14 protein-coding genes and 1 tRNA gene are annotated in these 18,691 nt (G+C 52.3%); 8 read left to right on the top strand and 7 right to left on the bottom strand.

What is annotated here, in order from left to right; all coding sequences use genetic code 11:
* Window positions 1-152: 152 nt before the first annotated feature.
* Window positions 153-914, bottom strand: a complete 762-nt coding sequence (locus tag DL239_RS17525) for a class II aldolase and adducin N-terminal domain-containing protein (protein WP_167685399.1) — start codon at window positions 912-914, stop codon at window positions 153-155.
* Window positions 915-1,101: 187 nt separating this feature from the next.
* Entirely contained in the window at window positions 1,102-1,692 is a 591-nt protein-coding gene (locus DL239_RS17520) for a VPLPA-CTERM sorting domain-containing protein (protein ID WP_167685398.1), read from the bottom strand.
* Window positions 1,693-1,957: 265 nt separating this feature from the next.
* On the opposite strand from DL239_RS17520, the gene DL239_RS17515 reads away from it, so the two are divergent.
* Window positions 1,958-2,413 (top strand): hypothetical protein, encoded by a 456-nt coding sequence (locus tag DL239_RS17515; RefSeq protein ID WP_167685397.1) that lies wholly within the window; start codon window positions 1,958-1,960, stop codon window positions 2,411-2,413.
* 212 nt (window positions 2,414-2,625) lie between these two features.
* On the opposite strand, the gene DL239_RS17510 is transcribed toward DL239_RS17515, so the two are convergent.
* Window positions 2,626-3,186 (bottom strand): hypothetical protein, encoded by a 561-nt coding sequence (locus DL239_RS17510; RefSeq protein ID WP_206188511.1) that lies wholly within the window; start codon window positions 3,184-3,186, stop codon window positions 2,626-2,628.
* Between the two features lie 322 nt (window positions 3,187-3,508).
* Between DL239_RS17510 and DL239_RS17505 the strand changes: the two genes are divergently transcribed.
* The gene (locus tag DL239_RS17505; protein ID WP_167685395.1) at window positions 3,509-3,694 is read left to right on the top strand and encodes a hypothetical protein; all 186 of its coding nucleotides are present in this window, start codon (window positions 3,509-3,511) and stop codon (window positions 3,692-3,694) included.
* A 401-nt stretch (window positions 3,695-4,095) separates the two neighbouring features.
* Here the strand turns inward: DL239_RS17505 and DL239_RS17500 are convergent.
* Window positions 4,096-4,169, bottom strand: a tRNA-Gly gene (locus DL239_RS17500).
* 151 nt (window positions 4,170-4,320) lie between these two features.
* On the bottom strand, window positions 4,321-6,366 hold the full coding sequence (locus tag DL239_RS17495; RefSeq protein ID WP_167685394.1) for an ASKHA domain-containing protein: 2,046 nt from the start codon (window positions 6,364-6,366) through the stop codon (window positions 4,321-4,323).
* A 256-nt stretch (window positions 6,367-6,622) separates the two neighbouring features.
* On the opposite strand from DL239_RS17495, the gene guaB reads away from it, so the two are divergent.
* The 3 genes from guaB (at window position 6,623) to DL239_RS17480 (ending at window position 11,698) form a co-directional block, all read left to right on the top strand.
* Complete coding sequence (gene guaB / locus DL239_RS17490; RefSeq protein ID WP_167685393.1) at window positions 6,623-8,071, top strand: IMP dehydrogenase; 1,449 nt, start codon at window positions 6,623-6,625, stop codon at window positions 8,069-8,071.
* Between the two features lie 51 nt (window positions 8,072-8,122).
* On the top strand, window positions 8,123-9,301 hold the full coding sequence (locus tag DL239_RS17485; protein ID WP_167685392.1) for an RsmB/NOP family class I SAM-dependent RNA methyltransferase: 1,179 nt from the start codon (window positions 8,123-8,125) through the stop codon (window positions 9,299-9,301).
* A 90-nt stretch (window positions 9,302-9,391) separates the two neighbouring features.
* On the top strand, window positions 9,392-11,698 hold the full coding sequence (locus DL239_RS17480) for a hybrid sensor histidine kinase/response regulator (RefSeq protein ID WP_167685391.1): 2,307 nt from the start codon (window positions 9,392-9,394) through the stop codon (window positions 11,696-11,698).
* 21 nt (window positions 11,699-11,719) lie between these two features.
* Here DL239_RS17480 and DL239_RS17475 read toward each other — a convergent pair whose 3' ends face one another.
* Window positions 11,720-12,319, bottom strand: a complete 600-nt coding sequence (locus DL239_RS17475; RefSeq protein WP_167685390.1) for a gamma-glutamyl kinase — start codon at window positions 12,317-12,319, stop codon at window positions 11,720-11,722.
* Window positions 12,320-12,510: 191 nt separating this feature from the next.
* Between DL239_RS17475 and recA the strand changes: the two genes are divergently transcribed.
* From recA to DL239_RS17460, 3 genes are all read left to right on the top strand, one after another.
* Complete coding sequence (gene recA, locus DL239_RS17470) at window positions 12,511-13,566, top strand: recombinase RecA (protein ID WP_167685389.1); 1,056 nt, start codon at window positions 12,511-12,513, stop codon at window positions 13,564-13,566.
* Window positions 13,567-13,716: 150 nt separating this feature from the next.
* Window positions 13,717-16,377, top strand: coding sequence for an alanine--tRNA ligase (gene alaS, locus DL239_RS17465; RefSeq protein ID WP_167685388.1), 2,661 nt, complete (start codon window positions 13,717-13,719; stop codon window positions 16,375-16,377).
* Window positions 16,378-16,382: 5 nt separating this feature from the next.
* Window positions 16,383-16,670, top strand: coding sequence for a DUF1330 domain-containing protein (locus tag DL239_RS17460; protein WP_167685387.1), 288 nt, complete (start codon window positions 16,383-16,385; stop codon window positions 16,668-16,670).
* Between the two features lie 105 nt (window positions 16,671-16,775).
* Here DL239_RS17460 and typA read toward each other — a convergent pair whose 3' ends face one another.
* Window positions 16,776-18,596 (bottom strand): translational GTPase TypA, encoded by a 1,821-nt coding sequence (typA, locus tag DL239_RS17455; RefSeq protein WP_167685386.1) that lies wholly within the window; start codon window positions 18,594-18,596, stop codon window positions 16,776-16,778.
* Window positions 18,597-18,691: the final 95 nt, after the last annotated feature.

Below are 18,691 nucleotides of genomic sequence, written 5' to 3'. Positions count from 1 at the left end.
TTGCGTGAAGGGGGTTTCCCTGACGTTGCAACAGATTCAGAAGTGCAAGATGCCCTGCGGCAAATCCGGAAAATCGTCAATCAGTTGGTCTGACCGGGGTTAGTTGGACGCATTATGATCATCTGTACGGGTATCGCCGTTCATGGCACACATCAGTTTGCGTAAGGGTCAATTTCACTGTCTAGAATAGCTTTTAACTCAGACAAATGCCGCTCAGATTGATTAGGGTAATCTTCCAGCTCTTGCGCAGTTTTCTCAGCGATTTCGTCGCTAAGAACCCGCAATTCTTGTCCGGTTTGAAGCGCCCGGATATAGGTCTCAGCGGCACGTTCAAAATAGTAGAGTCGGTTAAATGTGTCTGCCACAGTGTCGCCGATGACCAAGATGCCGTGATTGCCCATAATCATGACTTTGACCTTAGGGTCAGTTAACAATCCGGCACAACGTTTGCCTTCATTCTCAAATGCGAGGCCGCCATATTCTTCATCCACCACGTGCCGACGAAAAAACATGGCGGAATTTTGATCGATTGGCGGTAATGTGCTATCCGCAAGTGAGGCAAGAACCGTTGCATAAATAGAGTGCACGTGCATCACACAGCGCGCGTGCGGGCAAAGACGGTGGATTGCCCCGTGCAATCCCCAGGCAGTTTCATCGGGTGCGTCCTGACGGGCCATCGTGTCTGGATCATTTGCGTTCAGCTGCAACAAATCAGAAGCCTTAATCCGGCTAAAGTGCATTTGGTTTGGATTGATTAAGAACTGCGAACCATCGTCATTCACCGCAAGGCTAAAGTGGTTCGCAACCGCTTCGTGCATATTGAGCCGCGCAGTCCAGCGAAATGCGGCGGCAAGGTCAACGCGTTCATTCCAATGTGCGAGGTTGGATAGAGTGGTCGCGGAAGTTGCTGACATTGAGGCTCTCTTTCAGTCCAACATCCCCCAAATGGAATGCCATGTGACCCAAGATGAAACTTATTGGCGGCCGGAGCAAGTTTGTAGTGCGATGATTTGCGGCTACCTGGCCGGGGGTAGTTGGACAAATGAAAACGCTCGCAACCTGGAGGGAAGCGAGCGTTTAAAATGATTTCTAGGATCTCAATCAGGACTTTTTGCGACCGCGCAATAAGCTGATGCTGCCGAGGGCACCAATAAGTAGGAAACCGGCTGCAGGTAAAGGGACAGGGGAGGGCACTGAGGTAACCGACACGCTGTTAGCTGTTGATAAATAGTTTCCTGTGCTGGACCTTGGGGTGTACAAAAAATATGATTCACCGACACTCGAGCTGATACTTCCATTGTTCACCTGCGAAATGCCCCATCCCAAGTGAGAATTGTTTCCGGAAAAGTTTCCCTCTTGCCACTCAATATCTGACTTAATCAAATCAGAAAGAAAACCCCAATTGTTGCCAATGGTCCCGTCCCAATCATCTGGAACGTCAAATGGATCTAACGCAGCCGTGACAGCATTAAATAAGAGAGGCAAGCTTGCGGAGGTCGGAGTCCAATAGCCTATTCCACCTGCCCCCTCAGCCCACGATAAAATCGTGAATGTATCCGTTGTTGAATCGACGATTCCCGTCCACTGAGGCCCGTCATTGTCTGTATACGCCACATCAAAGGTTGCGGCATGACTTGTCAAAGGCGCTAAACAAAAAGTGGTGGCAACTGCGAAAGCTCTAGTAATAGTCATCAGGATCCTGCAAAATTGACGAAAACATTAGTGTATTGTTAACCTTTGTTGAAAACATGCTGTTTTGGGTAAGTCAAGCCGGTCTTTGTCTTGGAAATGGTCTCTTGCGTTGAAAAGTGTCGCATCCATAGTCGCGACCCAGAGATAGACAGATTGGCCTCTTTCCGGAGGTCCGCGGATTGCTGATCGACAAGGGCTTGGAGGCAAGCCTGACAAAAATTGATTGATGTAGAAAAAGCATTTGGCCAAAAGGGTTGTAGAAAAAGTGTCCCGAATTCATCCAAAAGCTGCAGTCATAACGCTGCATCCATACTTACCAAGTGAGGATGACCAGTTGATCGGAGCCCGCGATTGGGGTCTCCCTGGCTTAGAGGAAAAGCTACAAGTCACCCGCGACATATTCCGTGACGATGTACGCAAAATTCGAACCACTAACTGGCCGTCAAGGCTTCCCAATCGTGATGTTCTGTTACGTGTCTATCGTAATTCCAAGGTGCCCGAAGACCACGTGTTCTTTGCCAACCCACTGTGTGTCGGGTTCTCAAAGGGCCACGCGCAGTCAGTTGTTGAGGCTATCCACGGGGCTGGGGCCTTGGTTTATGTTCACGACATACGGCGTGAATTCAGGCCGGGCGATGATCTGGACCCGCTTTGGATCGAGCATGCGCGTCAATTGAAGAATGCCCAGATGGGGCAGTACAGAAAGCAAAAATCCAGCTAAGGAGCGATCCGCGCCAGTTTTCCGGGATGGGATGGTCGCGGATCGCCGTTGTCGCCACGCGAATGACGACTTAAAGTAGAGTAGTGCGAATTTGATACGTGTCCATTTAAGGAGCAGTATTAGGACTGACCGGAGTGATGTTATCCCACTTCATCTGATCCAGGTTTTCTGTGAATTTATTCATTTTTTGATCCCCTGTTACTTGTTGGTTCCTATGATGTGGCAAATCGACGACCTTTGTCTGACGACACTCGTTTTTTGTTGAAGACAAGCAGATCGTAAAGCGGGGCGGAAATCATACTGGCCCTGTTATTAACGACCATCGTCAGCCCACTACCGTAGCTGGGTTTTTTGTCTGAGATGCGCAGGTGGTAGTTAGATCTTTTGCTTTTCTCAGCATTGCTTACGCAGTAATTGGTTATGTCGTTCCACAGGGCCACCATCTGAATTGCAAACTCTTTTATTTCCACAGGTTCAAAGAAGGTCCAGAATTCCCAACACCAAGATAGCTCTCCATAGAGGGGCTCGAATGAGCCCTCACTCTCTTGGTTGTCTAAGACAAAGGAGAACGTATCGGCACCTGCCTGTGCTACGGATAGACGCGACACCTCATCTGATAGTTGCTCTTTCGTTAAAAAGAATAGCTTTGATGCGAGCAGGTCAAAGGCATTAGGCATTTCAATGTCACGGCCCGCCAGACAGGCCAGCCTGCCTGATAGTCTCGTACGGGGATGCAAGAGAAAGTTGTCGAACTTCTCAGCAGTGACCTTCAACAATACGGTGCAGTCGTCCCGTGTAAACACAGTTGTCCACGGGCAAAAGTTTGCACTTGAGCAGAGCATGGCGGGGTATCCCCAATGGTGTGCGGCAGTAAATGTAGTATTTGAGTTGTTGGTTAACTGCGTATTAAAACTTGAATGAGTTCACGGGGATATATTGGTCTAATGAATGAATTGAGCTCCTTAGACTACGGAGGATCAGATGCCTGTCAACGTGACCAGAAAGAAAAAGTTCATGAAATGTTCTGCGAGGGCTTTCCCGACTCATTGCCTCTCGGTATCCAGCAGTTGATTTTTAGAACTCGGAGTCAGTCAGTTGCGTGCAAAGAGATTGGAAAATGGTCGGGTCCGCTTGGCCGGAAAGGTCTGGGCTGATGAGTTTGAAGAGGAGCGTGTGCCTAGTTGGATCGCTTTCTATGAACGAATGTTCTCAAACACCGGCCGTGTTGGGTATCAGACGGCTGCGGCGGCTTTGAAGGCGTTGCCGCCTGTCGATGCTTAAACGCTGCGGTACGCGCCTATCAGTTATCCCAAAACACACACTCTGGCTTGAGTGTGCCTGTGGGCATAATGGGCCTGCCCAAGTCGCGGCTATTATTGCCAAGTGGGGCGATCAAATCACCGTTGGGGATGCAGTTGATCGATTGCGGTGTTCAGCCTGCCGAGCCAAGCGGATCAAGGAATATCGGATAATCTATGCTGGTGGTTCAGCAGTGGCCATGCGCGGGGCTGAGCAGAGGCCGAGGCGTCGACCAGACTCTGGGGATTAGTCTGGGGGTCGTGCTCCAAAACACCCCCAGACGTTCCTGTTTCTTTCCATCTCAGTGAATTGCGAAAACTCAATTATCACGCCATTCCATCAGGTAAGGTGTTGAAATATAAGGTGTAAAATTTTGATTTGATTGGAGCGGGTAACGAGAATCGAACTCGTAACTTAAGCTTGGGAAGCTCGCGTGATACCTTTTCACCATACCCGCGCTCTATCGTCTTGGGGTATTGCTCCACTGAAGGGACGTCAATACCCCAAGGTCGACTTATTTGACCGTGTGAGTTTTCATGAGCTGGGCAACGACGGAGGGTAGCAAGGGGAGGGGGCCTAGCCCCGTGCCATCCACTGAGTATTTGCGTTCAGCTGCGACGCCGTCGACGGCGCCCTCCTCCTGAACCGCCATCGCCTCCACCAGTATTAAAGTTCACGTTTGGCAGGGTGACAATTGTTTCTAAAATTGGAAAGGGGTCAACTGAGTTTGGGATGGCCGAGGCATTGACGAAATGTTCCTGAAACCGGGGTTCGACAGCGGTTTCAATTTTCTCGATTTGGCGCACTGTTTCCTCAATCTCGTCACGTGCCTTGGTGTTGAGCAGAGCAATCCGGGCGCCGGTACCGGCGGCATTGCCTGCCGAACTTACATTAGCTAGGGGGCAGTCAGGTATCATTCCGAGCACCATCGCATGTTTGGCAGAGATATGTGCACCAAAGGCACCGGCCAAAACCACACGATCAACGGAGTCGACGTTAAATTTGTCCATCAGAAGGCGGGCCCCTGAATACAGTGCAGCTTTGGCCATCTGAATGGCTCGAATATCGGGGTTGGTTACAGTTATAAGTGGACCGCCGTCCTGCGTGCCGTCCCAGATGACATAGGAATTGGTCCGGCCGTCAGCGATACAGCGGGGGGTTCCGGTCTGCTCTGCTGATCCTATCAGGCCTGACGCATCCAGTAATCCGGCAAGTCGCATTTCTGCAATGGCCTCGATTATACCGGATCCACAAATCCCAGTTACACCGGTTGTGGCAATGGCATCCGGGAAACCTTCTTCATCTGACCAAACATCTGAGCCAATCACCTGAAAGCGGGGGGCTTTGGTTTCCGGGTCGATTTCAATTCGTTCAATAGCGCCGGGGGCCGCACGCTGGCCGGAACTGATTTGTGCGCCTTCAAATGCGGGACCAGTCGGGGATGAGCAGGCCAGAACCCTTTCTGAATTTCCCAACAGGATCTCTGCATTTGTACCAACGTCTACGACCAGGACCAGATCTTTGGACTTATTGGGCGCCTCGGATAGTGCAACCGCTGCGGCGTCAGCACCGACATGACCGGCAATACAGGGCAATAGATATACTTGTGCTGCAGGGTGGATAGTGAGGTCCAAATCAGTTGCGCCCAGCGCAAGTGAATTGGATGTTGCCAGAGCAAAAGGGGCTTGTCCCAGCTCAAACGGGTCAATTCCCAAGAACAGATGATGCATCACAGGGTTGCAGACAAAAACGGCATCAAAGATTAGCGCCTTATCAATGCCAGCTTCGTTTGCGACCTGCTCAAACAGAGTATTCATGCCGTCGCGCACTGCGCGGGTCATTTCCAGATCGCCACCTTCGTTCATCATAGAATATGAAACCCGGCTCATTAGGTCCTCACCAAACCGGATTTGCGGATTCATAATACCGGACGACGCTATAACCTCGCCGCTTTGCAAATCACATAGGTGGGCGGCTATTGTGGTTGAACCTAAATCAACAGCTAACCCGTAGATTGAGCCTTCGTAGAAGCCGGGCCAAATGTGCTTGATCTTTGACGGCTGATTATTACCCCCCAAATGAACAGCGACTGTGACTTTCCAATTTCCTTTGCGCAAAATTGGCTGTACGGACCGAAGAATCTCAAAGTCAGCTTTGACATTTTGCAAAGACCACTGAGTTTCCAAGGCCTCTATCAAGCGTTCCAAGTCGCCTGATGGGTTGTGCATGTCAGGCTGCTCGACCTCAACATAGTATAGTCGAGTGGACGGGTTCATTTCGATGTCGCGCGCTTCGGCTCGCTTGCGGACAACCTGACGGTGAACCTGACTTTCTGGCGGGACGTCAATCACGATGTCACTTTGAACTGTTGCCTGGCACCCAAGTCGACGGCCGTCTATCAAACCACGTTTGTCCTGATAACGTTGCTCGACCTTATTCCAACTGCTCAGGGCGTCGTCGGTTACAGTGACACCGTGCTTTGGGAACTCTCCATAAGACGGAGTGATCTGGCATTTGGAACAGATACCGCGGCCACCGCAGACCGAGTCCAGGTCAACGCCCAGTTTTCGAGCTGCCGTTAGAACCGGTGTCCCGACCGGAAAATGGCCACGTTTGCCTGAGGGGGTAAAGACGACTAAAGGATCTGTGCTCATGCGGAGGCTTTCAAGTGTTCGTAGTTTAGCTAAGAATATTGGGTTTTGCGGCAAGCGAAAGGCGGTCTACGTCATTTTTTCACTCTGCACCGGCATTTCGGTTAAAAGAGCATGTGTAGTGCAGCTTTATGGTGGGAAGGTGCAAAAGGCCACCAGTGGTTGCCAGGGTTTTGCAAAAATTACGGGTGCCCCTTTCCCCCAGCTTATATCCATGCGATAGGGTGGCCGCCAAACGGGCTATGCATGGGGATATGAAATGCAGATTCGTGAGGCTTTTACCTTTGATGATGTTCTACTGGTGCCAGGAGCATCAAACGTGCTGCCGAGTACAGCTGATACGCGGACATTTGTAACGCGTTCGATCGCGCTGAACATCCCGCTGCTAAGTTCGGCGATGGACACTGTAACCGAGGCCCGGATGGCAATTGCCATGGCGCAAGCCGGCGGGATGGGCGTTATCCACAAAAACCTGAGCGTTGAAGAACAGGCGAAGCAGGTTCGCCGAGTGAAGCGCTTTGAAAGTGGGATTGTGTACAACCCGATCACTTTGACGGCCGATCAAACGCTTGCAGATGCAAAGGAGTTGCAGGAACGGTATCGTGTGACTGGCTTCCCAGTTGTCGATGGTTGCGGACGGGTTGTCGGTATTGTGACCAACCGGGACATGCGTTTTGCTTCTGACGACAAAACTCCGGTTTCAGTTATGATGTCCTCTGACAATCTTGCTGTGTTGCAAGAGCCTGCTGATCTGGCGGAGGCAAAATCGCTGATGGAGTCGCGCCGCATTGAAAAGCTGTTGGTGACTGACGAAAGTGGTAAGTTGACAGGGCTGCTTACCTTGAAGGACATCGAACAGGCGGTTCTGAACCCTACAGCCTGTAAAGATGACCTAGGCCGATTACGCGTCGCTGCTGCAAGCTCGGTAGGCGACTCTGGCTTTGAGCGGACAGAGGCGTTGGTTGACGCCGGAGCTGATATCGTTGTGATTGATACGGCGCACGGGCATTCTGAAGGGGTGATCGAGGCTGTAAAGCGCGCCAAACGCCTATCTAGCTCGATCCAAGTGATCGCTGGTAATGTTGCAACTGCTGCTGCAACGCAGGCGCTGATTGATGCAGGTGCAGATGCCATCAAGGTTGGGATCGGTCCTGGTTCAATTTGCACAACTCGTATTGTTGCAGGGGTTGGCGTTCCACAGTTGACAGCGATTATGGATTGCGCAACGCAGGCTGGAGATGTGCCAGTTATTGCTGATGGTGGCATCAAGTTCTCTGGCGACTTTGCCAAGGCGATTGCCGCCGGGGCTTCCTGTGCAATGGTAGGCTCGATGATCGCAGGCACAGACGAAAGCCCGGGCGAGGTTATCCTATATCAGGGCCGGTCGTTCAAATCCTATCGTGGTATGGGTAGTATTGGCGCGATGGCACGAGGTTCGGCGGATCGTTATTTCCAAAAAGACGCTGCCAGCGATAAGCTTGTTCCGGAAGGCATCGAAGGGCAGGTGCCCTACAAAGGCTCTGCAGGAACGGTTGTGCACCAATTGGTTGGCGGCTTACGTGCAGCTATGGGCTATACCGGCTGTGCAACAGTAAGCGAAATGCGTAAGAACTGTGAATTCGTACGAATTACCGGATCTGGCTTGAAGGAAAGCCATGTGCATGACGTCCAAATCACCCGCGAGAGCCCGAACTACCGGGTTGGCTGACCAGCAGGAAATATGACCGATGAAAACTAGCAACTCAAAGAGTGTCGGGCAATGACCCCGGCTGCTCGACTTCAGGCTGCGATTGAGGTTCTTGATCAGATTCTGGACGGTGACGCTGCCGAGAAGGCGCTATCGGGGTGGTCTCGTCGAAGCCGCTATGCAGGGTCAAAGGATCGCGCAGCAGTACGAGACCACGTTTTCACAGCTTTGCGGTGTCGGCGGTCTCATGCGGCTCTTGGTGGGGCAAGCACGGGGCGCGGTTTGATCCTTGGGTCCTTGCGTGAAGCGGGAATAGATCCCAAGTCCATGTTCAACGGAGTTGGCTATGGCCCTGTTGAGCTTAGCGATGAGGAAGGGTTGACGCTGCGTACGCCGACATCTGAGGCTGAACGTCTGGATATTCCTGATTGGCTTTGGGCTGAGTTTTCCGCCAGTTTGGGCGACGATGCTGAGGCAACCGCAACTGCGCTGCGTCATCGCGCTCCTGTACATTTGCGCGTAAACTCGAAGCGCTCCACTGTAGATCAAGCAATTGAAGACCTGCAAGAGGATGGCATTGTTTGCCAACGGCACGCTGCTGCAGATACCGCGCTGATGGTGACTGAGGGAGCCCGTCGTATTCGCAACTCTGAAGCCTATACATCTGGAGTTGTTGAGTTGCAGGATGCCGCCAGCCAGGCGGTTGTCGAGGCATTGCCATTGCGTGATGGAATGTCTGTTCTGGACTATTGTGCAGGTGGCGGCGGAAAGAGCCTTGCCATGGCGGCGCGGGCGAACCTATCGCTTTTTGCCCACGACACAGCACCGCGCCGGATGCAGGACTTGCCGATCCGGGCTGACCGGGCTGGTGTGAATATTACATTGCTGGAGCCTCAACACTTGGCCGGGGCTGGGCCATTTGACTTGGTATTGTGTGATGCACCTTGTTCGGGGTCAGGTTCTTGGCGCCGTTCCCCAGAAGGCAAATGGCTTTTGGATGCTGTTCAACTGCAGGAACTGAAGGAAACCCAGAGCCAGATCTTAGATAAGGCCGCCAATCTCGTCGCAACTGGCGGCGTTCTCGCCTATGCGACTTGCTCTGTTATTGGGTCTGAAAACGCGTCTCAAGTCCGTAATTTCCTGGAACGTTCATCTGAATGGGAGTTGTCTTCGGAACACTCTTGGTTGGTGCAGAATGGAACTGACGGGTTTTATTGTGCCGTGTTGACGCGAAAGAGTGTAGATTGCTAGGTAATTAGCGGGGTTTCACCTTTCTTTAACCTCGCCTTAACCATGCGTGCCGCGATGTAGGTACTCACGAATTCAGTTGACGGAGTCGTAATGATCGGCCGCCCTAACGCACCTGTTCCGGATTTGCGAGTTTCAGCACCTGAAACTGCGCGACTAGTAGCAATTGTACTGCTTGCAGTTATGATGTGCTCTGCATCCTGGTTATTTGGCTGGCCAGATTGGGTTGCCCGTGGATTGATCGCGGTGGGGCTTACACTGGTGGCGGTGGCCTTTTTGATGGCGCTGCAGGCCAAAGTCAGGCTGCGCGCACGAGCAATGGCCACGGACTTGTTGACCGGGTTTATCGAAAAGGACGCAAGCCCTAGCTTTGTTGCTGATGACGATGGGATTATCCATGCCCGCAATGCTGCGGCTGGGCGTCGGTTCGCAGATGCGGAAAAAGAAACTCTTTCCGGCACCTTACGGGCCGTTCTTGCTAATCCTTCTGCGGTCTTGTTTCGTCTGCAAAGTCGAGCTCGGATAGATGGCGCCGCTCAGGAAGATGTAATTACCCGTCGTGGTCATGTTAGGTTGGCTGTTCATCAGATGCAGGGCGGTAGCTTTCTTTGGCGCGTCGAAGACATTGCTGAGCGGATCAGTGCAGGGCGAAGCGTCGAGAGCATTCCAATTCCTATGATGACGGTCGGTCGTACGGACGCAGTCTTGTTCATGAACGAGGCTGCCCGGGCCTTGATCGGTGGTCGTGTTAAGTCCTTGGATCGAGTTTTCGTGGACTTGCCTGTTCGATCAGGACATATCAACACCATGACCACTGCGAATGGTCCAATCCAAGTGCTAGTCGTCGAGAATACTCGAACTCAGGGACGTAACGAGTTGTATTTCCTAAAAACAGAAGAAGACGGAAATACCGGTGCTGGCACAAGTTTCGTTGATCTACCGGTACCGTTTCTAAAAGTTGCTCCAACTGGTGAAGTTCTGTCCGTGAACAAGTTGGCTCTTGGACTGCTGGGTACCCCTAATTGTAAGGACATGAAATTAGGCCAGCTGATGGAAGGTCTTGGTAGGCCGATGTCTGATTGGTTGCGCGACACGGCTGATGGTCTTGCACCCAATAAGTCTGAGTTTCTGCGTCTTTCACGTCGTGACAAAGAAGTGTTCGTTCAGGTCACTTTGAGCCGGGCAGTTGAAGATGGTGCAACTGTTCTGATTGCGGTGCTGAATGACGCCACCGAGTTGAAGACGCTAGAAGCGCAATTTGTTCAAAGCCAGAAGATGCAAGCTATTGGCCAATTGGCGGGCGGTGTTGCTCACGATTTTAACAATCTTTTGACAGCAATTTCAGGTCATTGCGATCTGTTGCTGTTGCGCCATGATCAGGGTGATCAAGACTACGGCGATTTGATCCAGATTCATGAGAATGCCAATCGAGCGGCCGCCCTCGTGAGCCAGCTGTTGGCCTTTTCCCGCAAGCAAACGCTTCTTCCAGAAGTCTTGGACCTGAGGGACACGCTGTCTGATTTGACACATCTGTTGAACCGTCTTGTCGGAGAAAAGGTGACTTTGACGCTCAGCCATGATCCGGTCATGCGGTCAATTCGTGCGGATAAACGGCAGTTGGAACAGGTTCTGATGAACTTGGTGGTGAATGCGCGTGATGCAATGCCCCAAGGTGGGGAAATCCGTATCGAAACCGAAGTTGTGTCGCTGGACCGGCCAATTGAACGAAATAGGGCCAAGGTCCCTGCCGGAGACTGGGTTACGGTTAAGGTTCAAGACGAAGGTGTGGGAATTGACCCGGACAAGATCCAAAAGGTCTTTGAACCTTTTTACACAACCAAGCGAACTGGTGAAGGAACCGGTCTGGGACTGTCCACCGCTTATGGCATCGTCAAACAGACCGGAGGCTATATCTTTGTGGATTCGACCAAGGGAGCTGGAACAGAATTTGTTTTGTATTTCCCGGTCCACAAGGCCCAGACAGAAACCTCTAAGTCAGCCGCACCTAAAGTAGATACAAGTGCACCTAAACATGGGGAAGGTGTTGTTCTATTGGTTGAAGATGAAGCTCCGGTGCGGGCATTTGCGTCTCGTGCCTTGCGACTAAGAGGCTACACCGTGCTAGAGGCAGAGTCGGCCGAGGACGCATTGCGGACACTGGAAGACCCAGGGCTAAGTGTCGATGTCTTCGTAACGGATGTAGTCATGCCGGGAATGGATGGCCCCAGTTGGGTTCGTGAGGCATTGAAAACCCGCCCAAAAACGCGGGTTGTATTTGTTTCGGGATATGCCGAAGGAGCATTTGGCGAGTCCGAACCCAATGTCCCGAATTCGGTATTCCTGCCTAAACCGTTCTCGCTCAACCAGTTAACTGAAACTGTTCATGAACAATTGAACTGACACCATTCATTGAAACTAGTTTTAGTTTAAGCGGATGCTGTCGTACAGATCGAACTCGGGCGCGCATTTGCGACGCAACTCATCCTCCACGTGGGGGGAAATGGATAACTCCATTTTCGGACTGACGTTTTTTTGTTCGAGGACAAGTTTAGTAGACAAGCGGTCCTCCAAAAAACCAATCAGTCGATCCCGGGATTCATAGCGAAATAAGTGAGAAAGGGCGCACCCATTGGGCTGGGCTTCGAGAAACTTAGCCTGGCTGCCGACGTTGGCAAAGCTAGGCCTGTCATCTTGGCAATATGCAAGAACAAAGTCGTCAAAGCTAATATTGCTGGTCGAATTGGCCTTTCCATTCATAAATGGCCGCTGCCTAAACCGGTACCAGCTACCTAACCAACTGATTGGCTCACGCATTACGGCCACAATATCCATTTCAGCCTTGCAGACCTTTTTGAACATAGGTCGAACCCATCGATTATACCGGTAGAGCGGGGCATGCTTTAGCTCAGGCGGGTCAGAGTAAACAAGGTCAGCGCGATCCCTCAATGCAGTATGGTACGCTGTGGTACCTGTTTTAGGCACTGCCAACAAAACAAGACGTTCCTTGAAAAATACCAACATCATAAAGTTCCGGTCAAAAAGTTCATAGGGTTATCCATGGTAAACACCTCCTTAACACTATCGATGAACGCTATGAGAAGGAAGATTTCATTTGCTATGTTCTCGTTTTGTATCCATAAGGAACAACAGGGGAACAAAGCAGTGATTGCCGCCCGTGCAAGGGTGTGACACAAAGAGAAGGACAAGGGAATATGGCGGATCTTTTGACCATGAAAGACAAGAAAAGCGGCGACAAGCAAAAAGCGCTGGATAGCGCTCTGGCGCAGATCGAACGGCAATTTGGCAAGGGCTCCATTATGAAGCTCGGCGAGAATGCTGTTCAAGAAATTGAGGCCAGTTCAACCGGCTCTTTGGGGTTGGACATTGCACTGGGCATAGGCGGCCTGCCGATGGGTCGGATTGTTGAAATCTATGGCCCCGAGAGTTCAGGCAAGACCACTTTAACACTTCATTGTGTAGCAGAGCAGCAGAAGAAGGGCGGAGTTTGTGCGTTTGTAGACGCAGAGCACGCGCTTGATCCTATCTATGCGCAAAACCTGGGTGTTAATTTGGACGAGTTGCTGATCTCGCAACCTGACACCGGTGAGCAGGCGCTAGAAATTACTGATACTTTGGTGCGTTCAGGTGCTGTCAACATGATCGTTGTCGATTCTGTAGCCGCGTTGATTCCCAAGTCTGAGCTTGAGGGCGATATGGGGGACAGCAGTGTTGGCGTCCAGGCCCGTTTGATGAGTCAGGCAATGCGTAAATTGACTGGGTCGATCAGCAAATCCAAGTGTATGGTAATCTTCATCAACCAGATTCGGATGAAAATTGGTGTCATGTTTGGGTCACCTGAAACGACAACTGGTGGTAATGCACTGAAGTTTTACTCGTCAGTGCGTTTGGACATTCGTCGTATTGGAGCCCTAAAGGACCGAGACGAAATCGTTGGTAATGCAACGCGCGTTAAGGTTGTGAAGAACAAGGTTGCCCCGCCATTCAAACAGGTTGAATTCGACATTATGTATGGCGAGGGCATCTCCAAAATGGGTGAGCTTTTGGATCTGGGTGTTGCTGCTGGTGTGGTCAACAAGTCGGGGTCGTGGTTCAGCTATGGCGATGAGCGGATCGGGCAGGGGCGTGAAAACGCCAAAACCTACCTGAAGGAACACGCACACATCGCGATAGATATCGAGGACAAGATCCGTGCGTCTCATGGTCTGGACTTTGATCGACCCGATGCAGATGATATCCTAGAGGCATAGATCCTTTGGATTTTGATTGAGTTAAGGGGGCGTAACAGCGGTTGCGCCCCCTTTTCATATGCTCTGTGCCGATGGCAACAGTGGACAGCGCAGAGTGGGGCGGCTACACCTGCTCAGAACGCATTCCAACGCCCGTCAAGAGATCTGAATATGCCAACTCTGAACGAAATCCGATCCACATTTCTGAACTACTATTCCAAATTGGGACACGAAGTGGTGGCATCCAGCCCTCTTGTGCCGCGTAACGATCCGACGTTGATGTTTGTCAACTCTGGAATGGTACAGTTCAAAAACCTGTTCACCGGAGTGGAAACGCGAGATTACACGCGCGCAACCACTGCGCAGAAGTGCGTTAGGGCAGGCGGCAAGCACAATGACCTGGATAATGTTGGCTATACTGCTCGCCATCACACGTTCTTTGAAATGCTGGGTAATTTTAGCTTTGGCGACTACTTCAAAAAGGAAGCGATTCCTTATGCTTGGGACTTGCTGACTAAAGAATTTGACATCCCTAAGGAGCGGTTGCTCGTCACCGTCTATCATACGGATGACGAAGCTGCGGATATCTGGAAGAAGGTGGCTGGGCTTAGTGATGACCGGATAATCCGGATTCCGACCAACGACAATTTTTGGCAAATGGGGCCAACGGGTCCCTGTGGTCCCTGCACCGAGATTTTCTTTGATCATGGTGATCATATTCCCGGCGGACCTCCGGGCAGCCCAGACGAAGATGGTGACCGGTTTATCGAAATCTGGAACGTCGTTTTCATGCAGAATGAACAGTTCGAAGATGGATCGATGACAGCACTGGACATGCAGTCAATTGATACAGGAATGGGCCTAGAACGGATCGGAGCGCTGCTGCAAGGTAGCCACGACAACTACGACACTGACCTGTTTAAAACCTTGATCGAAGCCTCTGCCAGTGCAACCTCGGTTGATCCATATGGCGATCAGAACGTGCATCACAGAGTGATTGCTGACCATCTCCGCTCGACCTCGTTCTTGATTGCAGATGGTGTTATGCCAGCAAATGACGGGCGCGGGTATGTTCTGCGTCGGATCATGCGTCGTGCTATGCGCCATGCGCACCTGTTGGGCGCCAAGGATCCGGTTATGCACCAATTGGTCCCAACACTGGTGCAGCAGATGGGCGCTGCTTACCCAGAACTGGGGCAGGCACAGGCCTTGATTGAAGAGACATTGAAGCAGGAAGAAACGCGGTTCAAGCAAACGCTGGATCGTGGCCTGAAGCTCTTGGATGATGAGTTGGAGGGGCTAGAGGAAAGCGCTCCGCTTCCCGGTGCAGCGGCTTTTAAACTGTATGACACTTATGGTTTCCCATTGGATCTGACCCAAGATGCATTGAGAGAAAAGGGCCGAACTGTTGATACCAACGGCTTTGACAGCGCTATGGCTGAACAGAAAGCTAAAGCAAGGGCTGCTTGGACTGGATCAGGCGAGGCCGCTGATAGCACGATTTGGTTTGATATCGCAGAGGCCCATGGCACGACTGATTTCCTCGGTTATGACACTGAGGACGCAGAAGGCCAGATCGCTGTATTGGTCATGGACGGGGGCGAAGCTAAGTCTGCGGAAAAGGGCGAAAAGGTCCAGATTGTTCTGAACCAAACACCGTTTTATGCAGAGTCAGGCGGTCAAGTAGGAGATGCAGGGCTTATCCGTACAGAGGGTGGCCTTGCAAAAGTGACCACAACCCGAAAGGCGGCTGGGGTATTTATTCATTTCGCTGAGGTTGTTGAAGGGGCGATTGGTACCGGCACGGCTGCACAGTTGGTGGTCGATCACGCCCAGCGTTCGGCCATTCGTGCAAATCACTCTGCCACTCACCTGCTTCACGAGGCGCTAAGGGAAACTCTGGGTGACCACGTTGCTCAGCGCGGTTCCTTGAATGCCGAAGATCGGCTTCGGTTCGACTTTAGCCACTCAAAGGCCTTGTCGGCAGAAGAGTTGAGCAAGGTCGCTACCGACGTGAATGCCTTTATTCGTCAAAATAGCCCTGTTGAAACTCGCATCATGACTCCGGATGACGCGCGCGAAATTGGAGCTCAGGCTCTTTTTGGTGAGAAGTACGGCGACGAAGTTCGTGTGGTGTCCATGGGGCAGGCCGAGACCGGCAAGGGCCGCGATGGAGACACCTATTCGATCGAGCTGTGCGGAGGTACTCACGTCAAACAAACAGGTGACATAGGAACGTTTGTTCTTTTGGGCGACAGCGCGTCATCAGCCGGCGTGCGCCGGATCGAAGCCCTAACTGGCGGCGCGGCCTTTGCACATATCGAACGAGAGTCGGCACGTATGGGCAAAGTGGCTAATGCGCTTAAATCGCCATCGGACGAAGTTCTGGATCGCCTGAAGTCTCTGATCGACGAACGCAAATCTCTTCAGAACGAGGTGTCCCAATTGCGCCGCGAGCTGGCGATGGCCGGTGGTTCTGGCGACAGTGGCGGTGCTGACGCCAAGACCATTAATGGTGTTCAGTTTATCGCACAGGTCTTGAAGGGCGTTTCTGGTCGTGACCTGCCAGCGCTGATTGACGAGCACAAAGAGCGTTTGGTATCAGGCGCGGTTCTGTTGATCGCCGACACCGGCGGTAAGGTCGCCGTTGCATCTGGTGTGACCAAGGATTTGCTGGGCAGCTTGTCGGCAGTGGATCTGGTGAAGGCCGCAGTCGTGGAGTTGGGCGGCAAAGGCGGCGGTGGCCGTCCTGACATGGCGCAGGGCGGTGCCAAAGATATCTCAAATTCTGACGCAGCGATTAAGGCTGCCGAAACAGTTCTGGAAGGATAAATCCCGTGGGAGCACTATGGATTGCACATGTAACGGTGACTGACGCCGATGCGTATGGCAAATATGCAAAGCTGGCAGGCCCAGCAATTGCTAAACACGGTGGTGAATTCATCGCGCGTGGTGGCAAGTTTGTACAGCTAGAAGGAAAAGAGCGTCCACGTAATGTGGTCGCCAAGTTCCCATCGGTCGATGCTGCAGTCGAATGCTATCACAGCCCTGAGTATCAAGAGGCGCTAAACCACGCACGTGGCGCAGCTGAACGCGAGTTGATGGTGGTCGAGACCAGCGAATAAGTTCTCTATGTTGTTAGAAACAGTAAGGGGCATCGGAGAAAATCCGGTGCCCCTTTTTCAAACCTATCAAGTGAAAAGGGCGCCCGGTGAGGCGCCCTTTTTGATTTATTCTGCTGCGCGAGATGCGCGCTTACGCTCATGCGGGTCAAGGTGACGCTTACGCAGGCGAATGGCGTTTGGAGTTACCTCAACCAGTTCGTCATTGTCGATATAAGCAATCGACTGTTCCAGCGACAGGGTGACCGGAGTTGTCAGGCGCACAGCTTCGTCGGTACCAGAAGCCCGAACATTGGTAAGCTTCTTGCCCTTCAGCGGGTTCACTTCCAGATCGTTTTCACGGCTGTGTTCACCAATGATCATACCCTGATAGACATCAGCTTGGGCACCGATGAACATCTTGCCGCGCTCTTCAAGGTTCCACAGAGCAAAGGCAACCGACTGACCGCTTTCCATGGAAATAAGAACACCAGCACGGCGACCCGGGATTTTACCCTTGTAAGGAGCCCACTCGTGGAACACCCGGTTCAAAACGCCTGTACCGCGGGTATCAGTCATGAACTCGCCCTGGTAGCCGATCAAGCCACGCGACGGAACGTGGGCAATGATACGGGTTTTACCAGCACCTGCAGGTTTCATCTCGGTCAGTGACCCACGGCGAACGCCAGTCAGCTTTTCGATGACAACACCAGAGTACTCGTCATCGACGTCAATGGTGACTTCTTCGACCGGCTCGTTACGCTCGCCATCAATGTCACGGAACAGAACTTGAGGACGGGAGATCGACAGCTCAAAACCCTCGCGGCGCATGTTTTCAATCAACACGCCCATTTGCAATTCACCACGCCCTGCAACTTCAAAAGCGTCGCCGCCAGGAGTGTCGGTGATGCGGATCGCAACGTTGGTTTCCGCCTCTTTCATCAGACGGTTACGGATGACACGCGATTGAACGTGTTTGCCGTCGCGACCAGCCAGAGGGCTGTCATTGATTCCAAAGGTAACGGTGATGGTCGGAGGATCAATCGGTTGCGCTTCCATCGCCTCGGTAACCTCAGGGTCAACGATGCTGTCTGCCACAGTAACTTTAGCCATACCGGCAATTGAAACGATGTCGCCGGCTTCAGCGACGTCGATCGGCTGCTGGGTCAGGCCGCGGAACGCCATTATCTTAGTGACGCGGAAGCTTTCAATCTGGGTGCCGTCACGGGACAGGCCCTTCATGGTTGCACCGGCTTTCAAAGTACCGCTTTCGACACGGCCGGTCAGAAGGCGACCGATAAACGGATCGTGGCCCAAGGTTGTAGCCAGCATCCGGAATGGTTCGTCTTTGCGCTCTTGCTGAGCCGGCGCGGGGACATGTTCAACTATCAAATCGAACAGGGCCGTCAGATCCTTGCGCGGACCGTCCAATTCCATGTCAGCCCAACCGGAACGGCCAGATGCGTACATTGTCGGGAAGTCGAGCTGCTCATCGGAAGCGCCCAGGCTGGCAAACAGGTCAAAACACTCGTCAAGCGCACGATCTGGCTCACCGTCGGGCTTGTCTACCTTGTTGACAACTACAATCGGCTTAAGGCCAAGCGCCAGAGCTTTGGATGTTACAAACTTAGTCTGTGGCATTGGGCCTTCGGCAGCGTCGACCAGAAGGACAACACCGTCAACCATCGACAGAATCCGCTCAACTTCGCCGCCAAAATCGGCGTGACCGGGGGTGTCGACGATATTGATGCGAGTGTCGTTCCATTCGACTGATGTCGCCTTGGCAAGGATTGTGATGCCGCGTTCACGCTCTAGATCATTTGAGTCCATGGCGCGCTCGGCCACGGCCTGGTTGTCGCGGAAGACACCGGATTGTTTCAGCATTTCGTCCACCAAGGTGGTTTTGCCGTGGTCCACGTGAGCGATGATCGCAATGTTGCGCAGTTGCATGAAGTCAGCCTTTGTAAGGGAGTTGCTGCGCCCATAGCGTGAACGCCGACTAAAGGCCAGAGAAAATACATCTTTGCGGTACCAAAGCTGCCGGA

This window comes from Parasedimentitalea denitrificans (assembly GCF_011813015.1).
GTDB lineage: Bacteria > Pseudomonadota > Alphaproteobacteria > Rhodobacterales > Rhodobacteraceae > Parasedimentitalea > Parasedimentitalea denitrificans.
Note: the sequence above shows the minus strand (reverse complement) of the source record. Positions and strands in the feature narration are given on the sequence as shown.

Coding starts and splice junctions, on each gene's coding strand:
- guaB (WP_167685393.1), top strand. CDS start 6,623: ATGCAGATTCGTGAGGCTTTTACCTTTGATGATGTTCTACTGGTGCCA.
- recA (WP_167685389.1), top strand. CDS start 12,511: ATGGCGGATCTTTTGACCATGAAAGACAAGAAAAGCGGCGACAAGCAA.
- DL239_RS17485 (WP_167685392.1), top strand. CDS start 8,123: ATGACCCCGGCTGCTCGACTTCAGGCTGCGATTGAGGTTCTTGATCAG.
- DL239_RS17480 (WP_167685391.1), top strand. CDS start 9,392: ATGATCGGCCGCCCTAACGCACCTGTTCCGGATTTGCGAGTTTCAGCA.
- DL239_RS17520 (WP_167685398.1), bottom strand. CDS start 1,692: ATGACTATTACTAGAGCTTTCGCAGTTGCCACCACTTTTTGTTTAGCG.
- typA (WP_167685386.1), bottom strand. CDS start 18,596: ATGCAACTGCGCAACATTGCGATCATCGCTCACGTGGACCACGGCAAA.
- alaS (WP_167685388.1), top strand. CDS start 13,717: ATGCCAACTCTGAACGAAATCCGATCCACATTTCTGAACTACTATTCC.
- DL239_RS17475 (WP_167685390.1), bottom strand. CDS start 12,319: ATGTTGGTATTTTTCAAGGAACGTCTTGTTTTGTTGGCAGTGCCTAAA.
- DL239_RS17525 (WP_167685399.1), bottom strand. CDS start 914: ATGTCAGCAACTTCCGCGACCACTCTATCCAACCTCGCACATTGGAAT.
- DL239_RS17495 (WP_167685394.1), bottom strand. CDS start 6,366: ATGAGCACAGATCCTTTAGTCGTCTTTACCCCCTCAGGCAAACGTGGC.